Source organism: Streptomyces hainanensis (genome assembly GCF_004348415.1).
GTDB lineage: Bacteria > Actinomycetota > Actinomycetes > Streptomycetales > Streptomycetaceae > Streptomyces > Streptomyces hainanensis.
Genome location: NZ_SMKI01000122.1, coordinates 1 through 17219, shown reverse-complemented (window position 1 = coordinate 17219; position 17219 = coordinate 1). Strand labels below are relative to the sequence as shown.

General features: G+C 73.9%; 13 protein-coding genes. 6 read left to right on the top strand and 7 right to left on the bottom strand.

The window, feature by feature from the left end; all coding sequences use genetic code 11:
* Positions 1–138: 138 nt before the first annotated feature.
* A complete protein-coding gene (gene sigJ / locus E1283_RS13715; protein WP_132818290.1) occupies positions 139–1014 on the bottom strand; it encodes an RNA polymerase sigma factor SigJ in 876 nt (291 codons plus the stop codon).
* Positions 1015–1191: 177 nt separating this feature from the next.
* On the opposite strand from sigJ, the gene E1283_RS13710 reads away from it, so the two are divergent.
* A complete protein-coding gene (locus tag E1283_RS13710) occupies positions 1192–2319 on the top strand; it encodes an amidohydrolase family protein (protein ID WP_132818289.1) in 1128 nt (375 codons plus the stop codon).
* Positions 2320–2456: 137 nt separating this feature from the next.
* Positions 2457–4070 carry a Na+/H+ antiporter gene (locus tag E1283_RS13705; RefSeq protein WP_132818288.1) on the top strand — a complete coding sequence of 538 codons (1614 nt, stop codon included), beginning with the start codon at positions 2457–2459 and terminating at the stop codon, positions 4068–4070.
* Here E1283_RS13705 and E1283_RS13700 read toward each other — a convergent pair.
* The 4 genes from E1283_RS13700 to glgX form a co-directional block, all read right to left on the bottom strand.
* Complete coding sequence (locus E1283_RS13700) at positions 4057–5019, bottom strand: NADP-dependent oxidoreductase (protein WP_207930388.1); 963 nt, start codon at positions 5017–5019, stop codon at positions 4057–4059. The genes E1283_RS13705 and E1283_RS13700 overlap by 14 nt on opposite strands.
* 73 nt (positions 5020–5092) lie before the next feature.
* On the bottom strand, positions 5093–6937 hold the full coding sequence (locus tag E1283_RS13695) for a TerD family protein (protein ID WP_132818287.1): 1845 nt from the start codon (positions 6935–6937) through the stop codon (positions 5093–5095).
* Positions 6938–7082: 145 nt separating this feature from the next.
* Positions 7083–7661 (bottom strand): TerD family protein, encoded by a 579-nt coding sequence (locus E1283_RS13690; RefSeq protein WP_132818286.1) that lies wholly within the window; start codon positions 7659–7661, stop codon positions 7083–7085.
* Positions 7662–7817: 156 nt separating this feature from the next.
* Entirely contained in the window at positions 7818–10013 is a 2196-nt protein-coding gene (gene glgX, locus E1283_RS13685) for a glycogen debranching protein GlgX (protein WP_132818285.1), read from the bottom strand.
* A gap of 245 nt (positions 10014–10258) precedes the next feature.
* Between glgX and E1283_RS13680 the strand changes: the two genes are divergently transcribed.
* The 3 genes from E1283_RS13680 to E1283_RS13670 all read left to right on the top strand — a co-directional run bounded on the left by E1283_RS13680 (position 10259) and on the right by E1283_RS13670 (position 12948).
* Positions 10259–11413: a L,D-transpeptidase gene (locus E1283_RS13680; protein ID WP_132818292.1), complete on the top strand. Its 1155-nt coding sequence runs from the start codon at positions 10259–10261 to the stop codon at positions 11411–11413.
* Positions 11414–11563: 150 nt separating this feature from the next.
* Entirely contained in the window at positions 11564–12340 is a 777-nt protein-coding gene (locus E1283_RS13675; protein ID WP_132818284.1) for an enoyl-CoA hydratase/isomerase family protein, read from the top strand.
* Between the two features lie 131 nt (positions 12341–12471).
* Positions 12472–12948: an ATP-binding protein gene (locus tag E1283_RS13670; RefSeq protein ID WP_132818283.1), complete on the top strand. Its 477-nt coding sequence runs from the start codon at positions 12472–12474 to the stop codon at positions 12946–12948.
* Between the two features lie 114 nt (positions 12949–13062).
* Here the strand turns inward: E1283_RS13670 and E1283_RS13665 are convergent, their stop codons facing one another.
* Both E1283_RS13665 and E1283_RS13660 read right to left on the bottom strand, forming a co-directional pair.
* Positions 13063–14922, bottom strand: coding sequence for an ABC transporter ATP-binding protein (locus E1283_RS13665; protein ID WP_132818282.1), 1860 nt, complete (start codon positions 14920–14922; stop codon positions 13063–13065).
* The gene (locus E1283_RS13660; RefSeq protein ID WP_132818281.1) at positions 14919–16754 is read right to left on the bottom strand and encodes an ABC transporter ATP-binding protein; all 1836 of its coding nucleotides are present in this window, start codon (positions 16752–16754) and stop codon (positions 14919–14921) included. The genes E1283_RS13665 and E1283_RS13660 overlap by 4 nt, the downstream gene beginning before the upstream one ends.
* Before the next feature lie 125 nt (positions 16755–16879).
* Between E1283_RS13660 and E1283_RS13655 the strand changes: the two genes are divergently transcribed.
* The gene (locus E1283_RS13655; protein ID WP_243744823.1) at positions 16880–17194 is read left to right on the top strand and encodes a hypothetical protein; all 315 of its coding nucleotides are present in this window, start codon (positions 16880–16882) and stop codon (positions 17192–17194) included.
* The last annotated feature ends 25 nt before the right edge of the window (positions 17195–17219 follow it).

The window sequence follows — 17219 nt, the reverse complement described above, 5'->3', positions numbered from 1 at the left end:
TCCCGACCCTCTCCCCCGGCGACCCGGTCCCCCACCTCGGCGACCAGCGCGGCTGCACCGGCATCCTCTCCACGACCGCCCCGACCGCCGAACTCGCCCTCTACCGCGCCCTGGCCGCGGCCGGCACCGTGCGGCCGGTCATGACACCGTGACGTGCGACAGCTTGTCCGGATTGGTGACCGAGTAGACGCCCGTCACCCGGTCACCGTCCGCCGTCAGGTCCAGGACCAGCACGGCGAACGGCGCGTCGCCGCTGAACAGCAGCGCCGCCGGGTCGCCGTTGACCCGGCGGTAGCCGATCTCGAACCGGGCCCGCGCGGCCGCGCCGACCGTCAGGAGCAGTTCGGCGACGGCGGCGCGGCCCCGCACCGGGTGGAGCGCGGCGGCCGGGCCCTTGCCGCCGCCGTCCGTCCACAGGGTCACGTCCGGGGCGAGAACCCGCAGCAGCTCCTCTATGTCGCCGCCCACGGTGGCGGCCAGGAAGCGCTCGGTGGCCCGCCGCTGGACCGACGGGTCGACCCGGTAGCGGGGCCGCCTGGCCCGCACGTGCTGCCGGGCCCGGCGGGCGAGCTGCCGCACCGAGTCGGTGCGGCGGCCGAGCATCTCCGCGATGTCGGCGTGCGGATGGCCGAACACGTCGTGCAGCACGAACACCGCGCGCTCGGTCGGGCTGAGCGACTCCAGCACCACGAGGAGCGCGAGGGACGCCGACTCCTCGCGCAGCACCGGGTCGACCAGGTCGGTGACCAGCGGTTCGGGCAGCCACTGGCCGACATAGCTCTCGCGGCGGCGGCTGAGCGCGGCGCGGCTGGCGAGGGCCTTGTTGATCGCGATCCGCACCAGGTAGGCGCGCGGGTTCTCGACCCGCGCGCGGTCGGCGGACGCCCAGGAGAGCCAGCTCTCCTGGAGCACGTCCTCCGTGTCGGCGACGCTGCCGAGCATGGTGTAGACGAGGGAGAACAGCAGCTCGCGGTGGGCGACGAAGCTCCGCGTGCCGAGGTCGTCGTCGTTCATGGTGGTCTTCCTCCAGCCTCCGTCCGTACCCACCCTGGAGCGATCGGCCGCGCCGGACGTGACACCCGGCCGCCCGGTGTGGGCCATGTCTCACCGTGTCACGCCCGGGCGCCGCGCCGGCTCCTGGTTGACGCGAGCCGGGAGGGCCCCGGCCCGCGGACTTCCGAGGAGGCGACGATGCGCACCCTGATCCGCGACGTGCGGGTGTTCGACGGCGAACGGGCCGTGCGGGGACGGGCCGACGTGCTCGTCGACGGCGAGACGATCGCCGCGCCCGACGGTCGCCCGGTCGACGTGGTGGTGGAGGGCGCGGGAAGGACCCTGCTGCCCGGGCTGATCGACGCGCACACCCACGTCTTCGACGGCGACCTGGCGCGGGCGCTGCGGTTCGGTGTGACGACCGAGCTCGACATGTTCTGCCTGCCGCCCAACCTGGCCAGGCAGCGGAGGCTGGCCGCCGAGCGCGACGACCTGGCGGACATCCGCAGCTCGGGCGTGCTGGCCACCCCGCCCGGCGGCCACCCGAGCCAGCTGATGGACGCCCTGGCGGAGGCCGGCGACTTCGGCGACGCGGTGGGCCCGTTCGACACCATCGAGCGCGCCGACCAGGCGGCGGCGTTCGTCGCCGCCCGGCTGGCCGAGGGCGTGGACTACCTGAAGGTGGTCGTCGACGACGGCGCGCTGCACGGCACCGACCTGCCGGCGCTGGCACCCGAGGTGGTGAAGGCACTGGTCAGGGAGGCGCACGCGGCCGGCCTGCGGGTGATCGCGCACGCGATCAGCGCGGGCGAGCTCGCGATCGCGCTCGACGCCGGTGTGGACGGCGTCGCGCACGTCTGGTCGGACGCCCCGCCGAACGCCGCCGAGCTGGCCGCCCGGATCGCGGCCGGCGGCGTGTTCATGGTGAGCACCCTGGTGTACTTCGAGGTGATCGAGCGTCAGGCGGTGGCGGCCGACCACGCGGGTCCCGGCAGCGGACGGAACGCGGTGCGGGCGGCCGGGGCGCTGCACCGGGCCGGCGTGCCGCTGCTCGCCGGCACGGACGCCACCCCGTTCGCGCCGACGCACGGCGAGAGCATGCACCGCGAGCTGGCCCTGCTGACGTCGGCCGGGCTCACTCCCGAGGAGGCGCTCGCGGCCGCGACCAGCGTGCCGGCCCGCCACTTCGGCCTCGCCGACCGGGGCCGGATCGCCCCCGGGCTCCGGGCCGACCTGCTGCTGGTGGACGGCGACCCCACCCGGGACGTCTCGGCCACCGCCGCGATCGTGGACGTCTGGCGGCGCGGGGTGCGGCAGGCCCGCTGACGGGCGGCGGGGCGACGGACGGTCGGGTGACCCGCGCGAGCCGGGTGAACGGGTGGCCGGGCCGGAGCTGGGTTACCTTTTCGCCAGCGACACCGCGCGGATCGGAGCGGCCCATGAGACGCGACGCCTGACCGGCCATGCCCCACAACCTGCTCGGGCTCGAGCTCGTCGTGGTGCTCGGCGTCGCGGTGCTGGTGTGCGAGCTGGCCGGGCGCCGGCTCGGGGTCGCCCCGCCGGTGCTGCTGCTCGTCGTGGGTGCGCTGCTCGGCTTCGTGCCGACGCTGCGGGAGGCGCACCTGCCGCCCGAGGCGGTGCTGCTGCTCTTCCTGCCGGTGCTGCTCTACGGGGAGAGCCTGACCACCTCGCTGCGGGAGATCCGCAGCAACCTGCGGGTCATCGTGCTGATGAGCACCCTGCTGGTGCTCGCCACCGCGGTGGTCGTCGCCTCGGTCGGGCACGCGCTGGGGCTGCCGTGGGGCCCGGCCTGGGTGCTCGGCGCCGCCCTGGCGCCGACCGACGCGACCGCGGTGGGGGTGCTGGCCAGGCGGCTGCCGCGCCGCACCGTCACCGTGCTGCGCGCCGAGAGCCTGATCAACGACGGCACCGCGCTGGTGATCTACGGCATCGCGGTCGGCGTCACGGTCGGCGCCGAGCATCTGACGGTGCCGTACCTCGGCTGGCTGTTCCTGCTCGCCTATCTGGGCGGGGCGGCGGCCGGGGCGGTGACCGCCTGGCTGGGGGTGATGGTGCGGCGGCGGATGGACGACCCGCTGCTGGAGAGCGTGGCCGTGGTGCTGCTGCCGTTCACCGCGTTCCTCGGCGCCGAGGCGATCGACGCCTCGGGGGTGCTCGCCGTCGTGGTGTGCGGGCTGATCATGAGCCAGAGCGGGCCGCGGGTGGGACTGCCCGACACCCGCCAGCAGATCAGGGCGTCCTGGACGCTGGCGGCCTATCTGCTCAACGGCTCGCTCTTCGTCCTGGTGGGCCTGGAGGCCCAGTCGGCCCTCCGTGGCCTGACCACCTTCGACGTGACCCGGGCGCTGGTCATGGTGGGCATCGCGTCGGCCACCGTGGTCGCGGTGCGCTTCGCCTTCCTGTTCCTCTTCACCTACCTGATCCGCGCCATCGACCGGCGCCCGCAGCAGCGGCGGCGTCGGGTCGGCCACCGGGCCCGGGTGATCAGCGGGGTGGCCGGCTTCCGGGGCGCGGTGTCGCTCGCCGCGGCGCTCGCCGTGCCGCACACGCTGGACTCGGGGGCTGCCTTCCCCGACCGGGACATCATCGTCTTCGTGACCTGCGGCGTCATCGTGGTGACGCTGGTCGGACAGGGGTTGCTGCTGCCGGCCGTGGTGCGCTGGGCCCGGCTTCCCCGGGACACCTCGGTCGACGAGGAGCGGCAGCTCGCGCAGACCGCGGCCACCGAGGAGGCGCTGGCCGCGCTGGACGACGTCGCCGCCGAGCTGGGCACCGACCCCGACGTCGTCCGCCGGCTGCGCGACGAGTACGAGACGCATCTGCTGGTGACCCGCGCCTACCAGGAGGGCACCGGCCAGGAGCCCGCGTTGCGGCACGCCGAGCACTACACGGCGCTCCGCCTCGCGCTGCTCGCGCGAAAGCGCGCCACGGTGCTCAGGCTCCGCGACGAGCAGCACATCGACGACACCGTGCTGCGCCAGCTGCAGTCCGCGCTCGACATCGAGGAGGTGCGGCTCGCCAGGCGGCAGAGCCCACCGGGCCCTACGAGCGCCTGACGACGAGCACCAGCTTGCCGGTGGTGCGGCCGGTCTCGCCACGGGCGTGCGCCTCGGCGGCCCTGGCCAGCGGGAAGGTGCCGGCGATGGTGGCGCGCAGCCGGCCGGCCGCGGCGAGCCCGGCGACCTGCGCCATCCCCGCGTGGTCGGCCTCCACCAGCATCTCGGCCGCCCGGACGCCCCGTTCCGCGGCGCGGCGGCCGAGCGCGGTGCCGCCGCTCGGGATGATGCTGACGACGATGCCGCCGGGGCGCAGCACGTCGAGGGAGCGGAACGCGTTCTCGCCGCCGAGGGTGTCGAGGACGACGTCGAGGCCGCTCAGCTCCTCGACGAAGTCGGTGGCGTGGTAGTCGATGACCTCGTCGGCGCCCAGCCGGCGCAGGAAGTCGTGCTTGGGGGCGCTCGCGGTGCCGACCACGTGGGCGCCGCGGGCCTTGGCGACCTGCACGGCGAGGTGGCCGACGCCGCCGGCCGCGGCGTGGATCAGCACCCGCTGCCCGGGGCCGAGGCCGGCCGTGTCGACCAGCGCCTGCCAGGCGGTGAGCGCGGCCAGCGGCAGGGCGCCGGCCTGCACGTGGTCGAGGACGGCGGGCTTGGCCGCGAAGCAGCGGGTGGGCGCGGTGACGTACTCGGCGTGCGCGCCGACGCCGCGCGGGTAGGGCAGCATCCCGAAGACCTCGTCGCCGGGCCGGAAGAGGGTGACGCCGATGCCGACCCCCGCCACCACCCCGGAGACGTCCCAGCCGAGCACGAACGGCGGCCGGCCCACGGTGATGCCGGACTCGCGGTTCTTCCAGTCGGTCGGGTTGAGGCCGGCGGCGTGCACCTCGACCAGGATCTCGCCGAAGCCCGGCGCGGGGCGCGGCAGCTCGACCTCGCGCAGCACCTCGGTGCCGCCCAGGGTCTCCTGCCGGATGGCCCGCATCGTGGGGGTGTCGTTCTCCGTCATGCCCTCAGCCTGCGGTGGGGTTCCGGGACCGGCAAGCGGTGCCGGGAACGCCGGCACCGCTCCCCGGGGATGCTCAGGGGGTGGAGCGCTGGCGGGCGACGGCCAGGTGTTCGAGGACCTGGGAGACGACCCGGCTGTTGCCCGGGGCCAGCGGCGGCTCGTACGTCCAGGAGTGGCCCACCCACGGGTCGACGAGGTGGTCGTCGGGCACCGGGGTGACCCGCAGCAGGGAGCGCCACAGCGGGTCGAGCACCGGGCCGTAGCCGCGGGCGTCCTCGCGGTCGGCGACCATGACCAGGTGCACGCCGACCGAGGGCCCCTCGTCCGCGAGGTAGCGGAGCTGGGTGACGGCACGGTCGTCGAAGCCGTGCGGGAAGTCGTGGACGACGAGCAGCTGTTCGGCCATGTCGAGGTCGGGCGGCAGCGCGTCGACGGCCCGGCTGCGGATGGCCATCTGCACCAGGTCGACGCGCTGGGTGAGCCGGTCGAGGACGGTGGTCACGCCGGCGTGGCCGAGGCCGGGGGCCTCGCGGAGCGCGCCCGTCTCCAGCAGCGGCGCCAGCGCGGCGGCCGCGCTGCCGGCCGGGTCGATGACCTGGACGGTGAACGCGCCCACCGGGTGCACCGCGAGCAGCCTGGCCACCACGGCGGTGGCCGTCTCGGCGGCCAGCCCGCGGATCCCGTCCGCGTCGAGCGCGGCGGCCTCGGGCGAGAGGGTGCCGTGCCGCCCGGCGTCGACCCAGAGGCCGCGCTGGAGCGGCAACCGCACCAGCATCGGGATCCGCAGGTCGACGCGCTCGGGCAGGCTCAGATCGCCGAGCCGCAGCGCCATCGGCGCCTCGCCCGGCACCCGGTACGCCTGCCAGACCGGGTTGTCCCAGCGGGCGAAGGCCAGCGGCAGGGCCGGCTCGACCACCTCGGACTCCGCGACCAGCTGGGCGACGTCGCGCTCGAAGGCGCCGCGCGCCTGGTCGACCAGCTGGCTGTGCTTGGCGCGGGCCCCGGTGCGGGCCAGGTCGGCGGCCGGGCCGACCCGGGTGGCCGGATCGGAGAGCACCTGGTCGAGCTCCCGCTCCATCCGCGAGTCGGCGAAGTCGACCGCGCTGCGGTAGGCGGCCGCCGTTCTCGCCAGGTCCTCGAACATGCCCCAGACCTGGTTGTAGAGCCGCTCCTCCATGGTGTGGCCCGCGGCGTCGCCCGCGACCGGCTGGGCCGGCTGCCCGGGCGCCGGCGCGGCGGCCGCCGCCGGCTGGGCCGACGGGGCGGGGCGGTTCGGGTGCTGGAGGTTGATCCGGCCGGTGCCACCCGCCTGGCCGGGCTGGCCCGGCTGGCCGGCGGGGGGCGGGGGCGCGGCGACCGCGCGGGTCATGCCGCTGACCACCGCCTCGTTGATGGTGCCGGCCAACTGCCGTGCCTGCGGCAGCCCCTGGTCCTCCAGCATGGCCGCGAGCCCGCCCGCGTACCCCTGGCCGAGGGCCCGCACCTTCCAGGCGCCGTTGCGCCGGTAGAGCTCGACCGCGACGATCGCGGACTCGCTGGTGAGATCGGTGACCGTGTAGCGGACGATCTCGGTGCCGTCGAGCCCGGTGACGGCGATGGCGGGCGCGGCCACCGCGCCGAAGCTGGCCGGGCCGCCCACCCCGCTCACCAGGGCGAGCAGCACGTTCGCCCGGTGCACGTCCGCCGGCAGCGCGTCGAGGTCGACGGCCAGCCGGTGGTCGGCGGCCGCCTGCGGCGACACCTCGATGCCCGGCAGCCGGGGCGAGGCCGGATGCGCTATCCACGCCGCGTCCCGCATGCGCCCCTGGTCGTCGTTGAGCGTCACCCCGGCGACGACCGGCTGCCCGGCCGACACGCGGATCTCGAGCCGGGTGTCGGAGAGTGGGTGGTTCTGCCCGCGGATCAGCTCGGCCGCCATCGCCGCGCCCCCTGTCGTTTCCTTGCTCGCGCTGTGTCTGTTGCGGTTGTCGCGGTTGTCGCGGTTGTCACGGTGGGACTGCCGCCGCGGCCCCGATGTGCCCGGCCCCGCAGGTCGGGGCCAGGACGGTGTCGGTGGCGTCGGGTTACAGGTGCGGGATCAGCGCCGGCATCAGGTCCTGGAAGGTGCGGCCGGTGGCGGGCGTGCCGATGGCCGTCATCACCCAACCGGCGCCGTGGCGGCTCACCTTGGCCATGACCTGCGCGGTGTAGGCGCCGCCGCCGGTCAGCGTGTAGCGGGCGAGCTCCTGCCCGTTGGTCTCGTCGACCAGACGGCAGAACGCGTTCTCCACCTCCGCGAAGGACTGGCCGGTGAACGAGTTGACCGTGAACACGATGGTGTCGACGTGGACCGGCACCCGCGGCAGGTCGACGAGGATCGCCTCGTCGTCGCCGCCCTGGCCGGCGCCGCCCACCAGGTTGTCGCCGGTGTGGCGCACCGAGCCGTCGTCGCTCACCAGGTGCTGGAAGAAGACCACGTCGACCGGCTGCTTGTCGGCGAACAGCACGGCCGAGGCGTCCAGGTCGATCTCCTGGGTGCGCGACCTGAAGAGCCCCCGCCGCGGCGCCGCCTGCCAGCCCAGCCCCATCCGCACCGCGCTCAGCGAGCCGCCGTCCTGCTTCTGCAGGCTGATCGCCTGCCCCTTCGACAAGTCGATACCCATGGCTGGCTTTCCCCTTCGAGGTGTTACTCCAGTGCGCGCCGCCCACTTCGGCGACATGGATCACACTACGCACTGCCACTGACAGCGCACGCGCCAAGGCCCGCTTTGTATCGGTCCTGCAATACTCCGCGGCCCGGCCGGGGTCGGCCGGCAGGGTCAGCGGGTGAGCGGCAGGGCGCGCAGCAACAGCGCGGAGCGGGGCCCGAGTCGCAGTGGTTCGCCGGCGGAGTGCCCGGTGTCGGGGGCCCGTTCCTGGTCCTCGCGGGTGGTGTCGACCAACAGCCGGTAACCGGCGGCCCAGGGCGGGCCGGGCAGCGGGAAGTCCAGCGATTCGGCCCCGGCGTGCAGCAGCAGCAGGAAGCTGTCGTCGACGATCCGCCGGCCCGTCGCGTCCCGCCCCGGGATGTCGGTGCCGGAGAGGAACATGCCCAGCGTGGCGCTCGGCGCGTTCCAGTCGTCCTCCGTCATCTCCCGCCCGTCCGCGGTGAACCAGCCGAGGTCGCGCAGGCCCCTGGGGCCGTGCCGGTGGCCGGAGAAGAAGGCGCGGCGGCGCAGCACGGGGTGGTCGTGGCGGAGCGCGATCAGCCGCCGGGTGAGGTCGAGCAGCGGGCGCCACTCGGGGTCGTCGGCCGCCGACCAGTCGAGCCAGCCGGTCTCGTTGTCCTGGCAGTAGGCGTTGTTGTTGCCGTGCTGGGTGCGCCCCAGTTCGTCGCCGGCCACCAGCATCGGGACGCCGGTGGAGAGCAGCAGCGTGGTGAGCAGGTTCCGGAGCTGGGCGCGGCGCAGCGCGGCGACGTCCGGATCGTCGGTCGGACCCTCGACGCCGCAGTTCCAGGCGCGGTTGTCGTCGCTGCCGTCGCGGTTGCCCTCGCCGTTGGCCTCGTTCCGCTTCCGCTCGTAGGTGACCAGGTCGCGCAGGGTGAACCCGTCGTGCGCGGTGACGAAGTTGACGGAGGCATAGGGGCGGCGGCCGCTGCCGGCGTACAGGTCGCTGGATCCGGAGAGCCGGTAGCCGAGGTCGCCGAGCTCGGGCAGCGCGCCGCGCCAGTAGTCGCGGACGGTGTCCCGGTAGCGGTCGTTCCACTCCGTCCACAGGGGTGGGAAGGCGCCCACCTGGTAGCCGCCGTCGCCGACGTCCCAGGGTTCGGCGATCAGCTTGACCCGGCGCAGCACCGGGTCCTGGGCGATCACGGCGAGGAACGGCGAGAGCATGTCGACGTCGTGCATGGCGCGGGCCAGCGCGGCGGCCAGGTCGAAGCGGAAGCCGTCGACGCCCATCTCCTCCACCCAGTAGCGCAGCGAGTCGGTGATCAGCCGGAGCACGTGCGGCCGGACGACGTGCGGGGTGTTGCCGCAGCCGGTGTAGTCGGCGTAGCGCCGCGGGTCCTGGGCGAGCCGGTAGTAGCCGGCGTTGTCGATGCCGCGCAGCGAGAGGGTCGGGCCCTCCTCGCCGCCCTCCGCCGTGTGGTTGTAGACGACGTCGAGGATGACCTCGACGCCGGCCCGGTGCAGCGCGTCGACCATGGCACGGAACTCGCGGATCTGCTCGCCGCGGGTTCCCGAGGCGCTGTAGCCGGCGTGCGGCGCGAAGTAGCCGATGGAGTCGTAGCCCCAGTAGTTGCGCAGGCCTCGGCGGGTCAGCCGGGCGTCGTGGGCGAACTGGTGGACCGGCAGCAGTTCGACGGCGGTGACGCCGAGCCCGGTGAGGTGCCGGATCGCGGCGGGGTGGCCGAGCCCGGCGTAGGTGCCGCGGAGTTCGGGCGGCACACCGGGGTGACGCATCGTGAAGCCGCGCACGTGCAGTTCGTAGATGACGGAGTCGGCCCAGTCGGTCCGCGGCCGGCCCTCGGTGGCCGGCCGCGGCCCGTCGGCCACCACCACGCCCTTGGGCACGAACGGCGCCGAGTCGCGGTCGTCGCGGACGGTGTCGGCGCGTTCGGGGTCCGGGTGGTCGCGGTCGTGGCCGTGCACCTCGGCCGGCGTGCCGTCGAACTCGCCGTCCACCGCCCGCGCGTAGGGGTCGAGCAGCAGCTTGGCCGGGTTCCAGCGGGCGCCGGCCGCCGGCTCCCAGGGGCCGTGCACCCGGTAGCCGTAGCGCTGCCCCGGGCGGACGCCGGGCAGGAAGCCGTGCCAGATCTCGTGGGTCGGTTCGGCGAGCGGGTGCCGGGTCTCGCGGCCCGCGTCGTCGAAGAGGCAGAGGTCGACGGCCTCGGCGCCGCCGGCCCACAGCGCGAAGTTGGTGCCCTCGACGGAGCCGGGGCCGACGCCGAACCGGGCGCCGAGCGGCTCGGGTTGGCCGGGCCAGACCTCGACCGGCCCGACCGGCCCGACCTGCGTGGACGCGTGGCGCACGGCGGCCCTCCCATCGCTGTTTCACCCCGAACGCCCGGGAATAGGGCATTTTGCCACGGCACACGCGGCGATTCGCCGTAGCGACCGCGGGGATCTGCAGCGGAACGGTGACAGACGACGGCATTTCCCCAGTGCGACCGTGTGATTACCTGGTGATCCAGTGGGGCTGCGCGCGGTGCTGCGTGCGCGAGGGGAGAGAACGACAAGTGAGTACACGGCGTGGAAAGAGACGTGCCTCGGGGGCGATGTCGGCGCTGTTGGGGGTGGTGCTGCTGACGCTGACCGCGTGCAGCGGGGGCGGCTCGGGCGATCCGGAGCCCGACGACCGGTCGGCCGAGACGGCCGAAGTCTCCATATCCGTCGCGCCCGATGACGGCGCGACAGGCGTCGCGACCTCGGGCGAACTGACGGTCGGCGCCGAGGACGGCACGCTGACCGAGGTCAGGGTCACCGACCCGGAGGGCACCGAGGTGTCCGGCGAGCTGACGGAGGACGCGACCGGCTGGGCGCCGAGCGAGGCGCTGGCCAACGACACCGAGTACACCGTGGCGGTCGTCGGCGAGAACGCCGAGGGCACGGAGGGCACCAGGACCACCTCCTTCACGACGCTGGCGGCGGACGCCACCTTCACCAGCAACTGGAACATCTCGGACGGCGCCGAGGTCGGCGTCGGCATGGAGCTCTCGGTCACCTTCGACACCCCGATCGAGAACACCGACGCGGTGCGCGACGCGATCCGGATCGTCACCGAGCCGCCGGTCGAGGTCAGGGGCCACTGGTTCGGCAACCAGCGGATCGACTTCCGGCCCGAGGAGTACTGGGCGCCCGGCACCCAGGTGGACATCCAGCTGCGGGTCCGCGGCGTGGAGGGCGCCCCCGGCGTCTACGGCACGGCCCGCGAGGACATCGGCTTCACCGTCGGCCGCAGCCAGGTCAGCACGGTCGACGTGAACACCCTCACCATGGACGTGGTCAGGGACGGCGAGTCCATCCGCTCCATCCCGGTCACCACCGGCGCCCCGGGCTACGAGACCTGGAACGGCAGGATGGTGATCACCGAGAAGCTGGTCGAGACCCGGATGAACGGCGACACCGTCGGCTACGGCGGCGAGTACGACATCCCCGACGTGCCGCACGCCATGCGGCTGTCCACCTCGGGCACCTTCATCCACGGCAACTACTGGGGCGGCGGCGTCTTCGGCAACTCCAACGCCAGCCACGGCTGCGTCGGCCTGCGCGACGTCCAGGGCGCCGGCGACCCGGGTACCGACGCGGCCTGGTTCTTCGCCAACTCGCTGATCGGCGACGTGGTCGAGGTCGTCAACTCCAACGACGACATCATCGCCCCGGACAACGGCCTCAACGGCTGGAACATGTCCTGGGACGAGTGGGGCGTCTGAGCCTCCGCCAGGCCCAAGGCCTGTCTTCTGGGTCTTCGTGGATCAGCGAGCGGCGGATGGCTCCCCCGGACTTCGTCCGGGGGGACCCCCATGGCTGGGGGCCCGTCGCGAGCCGACGAAGATCCGAAGACAGGCCGTAGCCTGGCGCGCATGACAGTTCATCTCGACGTGGCGGACGGCGTCGGCACCATCCGGCTCGACCGTCCGCCGCTCAACGCGCTGGACATCGCCACCCAGGACCGGCTGCGCGACCTCGCGGGCGAGGTCACCGGCCGCGACGACGTACGTGCCGTGCTGATCCACGGCAACGAGAAGGCGTTCGCGGCCGGGGCCGACATCCGGGAGATGCGGGAGCTGGACCACGAGGGCATGGTGGCCCGCTCCCGCGGCCTCCAGGACGCCTTCACCGCCATCGCCCGCGTCCCCAAGCCGGTGATCGCCGCGATCACCGGCTACGCGCTCGGCGGCGGCTGCGAGTTGGCGCTCTGCGCCGACGTCCGCTACGCGGCCGAGGACGCGAGGCTCGGCCAACCCGAGATCCTGCTCGGCCTCATCCCCGGCGCCGGCGGAACCCAACGCCTGGCCCGCCTCGTCGGCCCCTCCAGGGCCAAGGACCTGATCTTCACCGGCCGCCAGGTCACCGCCGCCGAGGCGCTGGCCATCGGCCTGGTCGACCGGGTCCTCCCGGCCGACCAGGTGCTCGCCGAGGCCCACGCGTGGGCCGCCCGGCTGGCCACCGGCCCCGCCATGGCCCTGCGCGCCGCCAAGGAGTCCGTCGACGGCGGCCTCGAAACCGACCTCGACACCGGCCTGACCATCGAACGCACCTGGTTCGCCGGCCTCTTCGCCACCCGCGACCGCGAGTACGGCATGCGGAGCTTCGTCGAGGAAGGACCGGGCAAGGCCACGTTCTGGCCCCGGGACTGACCCGCGACCGCCACGAGACCGCCACGAGACCGAGGGGCCGCCGACGGCTGGTCCGTGCCCCCTCACCCCGGCGGGGCCACTTACCACGGAACCGCCCACGCTCGGGGCATATGCACGCCATGATGGGGGGCATGGCAGCAGCGGCGGACACTCCCATGCGGGACCTCATGCGCGAGGACCAACTGACCGATGCGGCTCTGGAACCGGTCGGCGCCGACCCGTCCTTCCGTGAGGTGCGCCTCCCCGCCCGCCCCGAGTCGGCCGGGCTCGCCAGGCGGCTCACCCGCGAGCAGTTCGGCACCCGCTGGCTGCTGTCGGCCGAACTCACCGAGAACGCCGTCCTGCTGGTCTCCGAACTCGTCGGCAACGCCGTCCAGCACGCCGGCGCCCCCGCCTTCGGCCTCCGCATCCGCCGCCGCCGCGGCTGGATCCGCGTCGAGGTGCGCGACCCCTCCCGGGCCCTGCCGTGCCTGCTCCCCGTCCGCGAGATGGACGTGGTCTCCGGCCGCGGCCTCTTCCTCGTCGACACGCTGGCCGACCGCTGGGGCGTCGACCTGCTCCCGCTGGGGAAGTCGGTCTGGTTCGAGATGCGGACCGCCACGCGCTGAGCGCCGGCGTCCGCCCCGGCCCCGTGCCGACTGCCGACTGTGGACTGCCGACTGCCGAGAGGGTCTGGTCGGCTCGTCGTCGCGAACGAACCGACCAGACCCTGGCAACAGGCCCTAGGCCAGGCTGTCGCGCCAGGCCCGGTGCAGCGCCGAGAAGCGGCCGTCGCCCGCGATGAGCTCCGCCGGAGGGCCGTCCTCCACCACGCGGCCGGCGTCCATCACGAGCACCCGGTCGGCGATCTCCACCGTGGAGAGCCGGTGCGCGATCACCAGGGCCGTGCGGCCCTGGAGGACCGTCACCATCGCCTCCTGGACCGCCTTCTCGCCGGGGATGTCGAGCGAGGACGTCGCCTCGTCGAGGATCACCACCGACGGGTCGGCCAGCACCACCCGCGCGAAGGCCACCAGCTGCCGCTGGCCGGCGGAGATCCGGCCGCCGCGCTTGCGGACGTCCGTGTCGTAGCCCTCGGGCAGCGAGCTGATGAAGTCGTGCGCGCCGATCGCCTTCGCGGCCCGCTCGATCTCGTCCCGTGTGGCGTCCGGCTTGCCGATCGCGATGTTCTCGGCGACGGTGCCGGAGAACAGGAACGCCTCCTGGGTCACCATCACCACCCCGCGCCGCAGCTCGGGCATGGCCAGCTGCCGCAGGTCGGTGCCGTCGAGCAGCACCCGGCCCTCGGTCGGGTCGTAGAACCGGGCGAGCAGCTTGGCCAGCGTCGACTTGCCGGCGCCGGTGGCGCCCACCAGGGCCGTGGTCTGGCCGGCCGGCAGGGTCAGCCGGAAGCTCGGCAACACCTCGCCGCCCGTGCGGTAGGCGAACCTGACGTCGTCGAAGACCACCTCGCGGCCCGGCCGCCCGGCCGCCCTCGCGGGCAGTTCGGTCGGTTCCTCGGGCTCCGGCACGTCGGGCCGCTGGGACAGCAGCCCCGCGACCTTCTCCAGCGAGGCCACCGCGGACTGGTAGTTGTTGAGGATCATCGCGAAGCGGTCGAGCGGGTCGTAGAGCCGCCGGATGTAGAGCGCGCCGGCCGCCAGCGCGCCCAGCTCCAGGTCGCCCGAGGCCACCCGCTGCGCGCCCCACAGCACGATCCCGGCCACCGCGACCGCCGCGATGAGCCGGGAGAGCACCACGAAGCGGGCCATCTCCAGGATGGTGTCGCCGTTGACCCGCTCGTGCGCCCGGTTCAGCGTCTCGAACGACTCGTCGTTGGCCTGCTCACGGCGGAACGCCTTGACCGGCCGGATGCCGTTGAGCGTCTCGGAGAACTTGACGATCACCGCCGCGATCGCCGTCGAGCGGCGCAGGAACCGCTCCGCCGAACGCCGCCGGAAGCTGCGCACCAGCAGGAGGACCGGGAGGAACGAGAGCAGCGCCGCGGTGCCGAGGCCGAGGTCCAGATAGAGCAGCAGGGCACCGATGTAGACGACGGACACCAGGATGTTCAGCATCTCCTGGAGGCCCTCGTTCAACAGCTCGCGCAGCGACTGCACGTCGCTGGTGGAGCGGGAGATGAGCCGACCCGAGGTGTAGCGGTCGTGGAAGTCCAGGCTGAGCGCCTGGGCGTGCCGGTAGATGCGGAGGCGCAGCTCCAGCAGCACGTTCTGGTTGATCCGGGCCGAGATCCGGATGAACGTGGCCTGCAGGACGCCGGCGCTCAGCGCGCAGACCAGGTAGGCCACGGCGACGGCGATCAGCGGGCCGTTGTCGTCGTCGCGGACCGCCGGGACGCCGCTGTCGATCGCGTAGGCGACCAGCAGCGGCACGGCCTGCACCGCCGCCTGCTGGGTGAGCAGCAGCACGGCGGCGAGGGCGACCCGCTTCCGGTAGGGGTGCAGCAGCGAGCCGAGCAGCCGGCGGGACGCGCCCCTGGGCGAGGGCAGGGTGTCCTGGGCCAGCGGGTCGGTCTCGACGGCGGGGCGTGCGTCCCGCTTCTCGTGCTGGGTGTCGTCCTGGGTGTCGACGGTGGTGGTCATCGCGCGGCGACCTCGCTGTAGGCGTTGTGCTCCTCGGTGTGCTCACCGGTCATCAGGTGCCGGTACTCGGCGTTGCCGTGCAGCAGTTCGGTGTGCGTGCCGACGGCGACGATCCGGCCGCCGGAGAGCAGCGCGACCCGGTCGGCCAGCTGGACGGTGGACGGCCGGTGGGCGACCACCAGCGCGGTGGTGGTGGCCAGGACCTCGCGCAACGCGGCCTCGACCCGGGCCTCGGTGTGCACGTCGAGGGCGGAGAGCGGGTCGTCGAGGACGAGGAACGCCGGCTGGCCGATCACGGCGCGGGCCAGGGCCAGCCGCTGGCGCTGGCCGCCGGAGAGACTGAGGCCCTGCTCGCCGACCTCCGTCTCGCTGCCGGCGGGCAGCGCGCCGACGAATCCTTCCGCCTGGCTGACGGCCAGCGCGCGATCCAGGTCCTCGCGGCCCGAGCCGGGGCTGCCCATCAGCACGTTCTCCCGGACCGAGGCCGAGAACAGCGTCGGCTCCTCGAAGGCGACGGCGACCCGGCGCCGCACCTCGTCCCTGGACAGGCCGGCGATGTCGACGCCGTCGAGCGTGACGCGGCCCTCGGTGACCTCGTACAGCCGGGGGACGAGCGCGATCAGCGTGGTCTTGCCGCTGCCGGTGCCGCCGACCAGGGCCAGCGTCTCGCCGGGACGGATGTGCAGGTCGACGCCGTTCAGCACGGGCGTGCTGTCGGGGGCCGCGTCCGGGTAGCGGAAGACGACGTTCTCGAAGCGGAGGCCGTCCCCGGTGGTGGCGCCTGCCTCCGCCGCCGCGGTGGCCGTGCCGGGCTCGGCGGGGACCTCGACGTCCATCACCTCGAAGAAGCGGTCGGTGGCGGTGGCCGCCTCGTTGCACAGCGCCAGCAGGAAGCCGATGGACTCCACCGGCCAGCGAAGCGTCATCGCGGTGGTCATGAACGCCACCAGGGTGCCGGCGGTGAGCGCGCCGTCGGCGACCTCGCCGACGCCGACCACCAGGGCGATACCGAGGAACAGCTCGGGGAGGCTGAGGATGACCAGCCAGATGGCCGCGAGCAGCCGCGCCTTGTGCAGCTCGGTGTCCATCAACCGGCGGGTCAGCGCGTCGAACGCGCGGGCCTGGCTGCGGTGCCGGCCGAAGCCCTTGATGATGCGGATGCCGAGGATGGACTCCTCGACGACCGTGGTCAGGTCGCCCATCTGGTCCTGGGCGCGGCGGGCCACCACGGAGAACCGCTGCTCGAAGATCCAGCAGACGAAGATCAACGGCACGACGGGGCCGATCAGGATCAGGCCGAGCAGCCAGTCCTGCGCGAGCAGCACACCGAAGCCGATGAGGATGGTCGCGCTGTTGACGATGAGGAAGGTGAGGCCGAAGGCGAGGAACATCCGGAGCAGCTGGAGGTCCCCGGTGCCGCGCGACAGCAGCTGACCGGTGGGCCAGCGGTCGTGGAACGAGACCGGGAGTCGCTGCACGTGCCGGTAGAGCGCGGACCGCATGTCCGCCTCGACGCGGGTGAGCGGCCGGGCCACCAGCCAGCGGCGCAGCCCGAACAGCGCCGCCTCGGTGACGCCGACCACCAGCAGCACGAGACCGCCGAGCCACACGCCCGCGGTGTCGCCGTCGGTGACCGGACCGTCCACGATCCACTTCAGCACCAGCGGCATCACCAGGCCCATGCTGGCGGCCACGATGGCCACGCCGGCGGCGGTGAAGACCCGCCCCCTGACCGGGCGCACATACGGCCAGAGCCGAAGCAGCGAGCGGACGACGGAACGTTTTCGGGAGGCGGCGGCAGGGGCGGCGGGGGCTTCGGCTGAGGCAGACATCACTATCGAGACTACGGTTCGGCACTGACACTTCCCACGGGTTTTCGCCCTAGTCCGGAGGGCTGAGCCGGCCGCGACGGCCGACCGTCCGCCGACTGTCGGTGGTCCTGCTTAGGGTGTGCGGCATGAGTCAGCAGACACGGATGCGGGACCTTCGGGAGCTCCAGGCGGCGCTGCGGACGGCGTCCGACATCGCCTTCGACCAGGAGCCGCCGGCCGGAGAACAGGCCGACGTCCTGGTGGACGCGTTGCGGCGGGCGCTGACGGCGGCCCAGTCCCTGGGCGACGGCCCCGGCGAGACGGGCTGCCGGGAACATCCACGGGGGGCGGTGGATCCGCTCTACGGCGACAAGGACGACCCGCTGCCGGCGGGTTGGGGCCGGTGCCTGCTGTGCAACGACCGCCGCCGGCGCGCGACCCGCGCCTCCCGGCGGGGCTAGCCCACGCCCTGCGGGGGTTCCCCGC